Here is a 1,058-nt window from a genome sequence, read left to right on the forward strand (position 1 = left end):
TTGCCGTTGGCGTTGAGTGGGATGACGTCGAGACCGACGAACGCGGACGGGACCATGTACTCCGGCAACCGCACCCGGCACCACTGACCCAACTCACCAGCATCCACCACACCGCCGTCCGCGGCCACCACATAGGCCACCAGACGACGATCACCAGGCGTCGGCTCGAACACCGACACCACCACATCCCGAACACCATCGTGCTCGGCCACAACAGCCCGAACCTCACCCAACTCCACCCGATAACCACGAATCTTCACCTGATCATCGACACGACCCAGAAACTCCACATCCCCATCCGGCAACCACCGCACCACATCACCCGTGCGATACAACCGACCACCCGAGCCGAACGGATCCGGAACAAACCGCTCCGCCGTCAAATCAGGACGACCCGCATAACCCCGAGCCACCCCCACACCACCCACGAACAACTCACCCACAACACCCACCGGAACCGGCTCCAACACCGAATCCAAAACAAACATCCGCATATTCGGCAACGGCCGACCAATCGGCACCACACCACCACCCGACACCGACACCACCGGGAACACACACGTCCCCACCGACGCCTCCGTCGGACCATACTCATTCACCAACCGACCAGGCCCCAACACATCCAGACCCCGATCAGCCAACACCCCCGGCAGCGCCTCACCAGCCACCACCAGAACCGACGCCAAACCCTGCGCCTGCTCCACCGACAACTGCGACGTCAACACCTCCAAATGCGCCGGCGTCAACTTCACAAACGAATACGGCCCACCCGCAGCCAACACCACACCCAGATCCGCGACATCCACACCCTGACCCACCAACCGAACCGCCTGACCCGCCACCAACGGACCCCACAAATTCGGCACCACCAAATCAAAAGCAACCGACGAGAACAACGGCGCCCCACCCACACCCCGCGACGCCAACACATCCCTCGCCCACACCACATGATTCACCAAACCCGCATGCGAAACCTCCACACCCTTAGGCCGACCCGTCGACCCCGACGTGAAAATCACATACGCCAAACCACCCACCACATCCACCCGCGACACCGG

General features: G+C 62.3%; 1 protein-coding gene. It reads right to left on the minus strand.

The genetic code is table 11. The annotated features are described in order from the left end of the window. Positions 1 to 1,046 (minus strand): amino acid adenylation domain-containing protein (locus AB0C19_RS33525; protein WP_357191984.1); only part of this gene is annotated, 1,046 nt, incomplete at its 3' end. Positions 1,047 to 1,058 lie beyond the last annotated feature (12 nt).

The organism is Micromonospora sp. NPDC048842, from assembly GCF_040649935.1.
Classification (GTDB): domain Bacteria; phylum Actinomycetota; class Actinomycetes; order Mycobacteriales; family Micromonosporaceae; genus Micromonospora; species Micromonospora hortensis.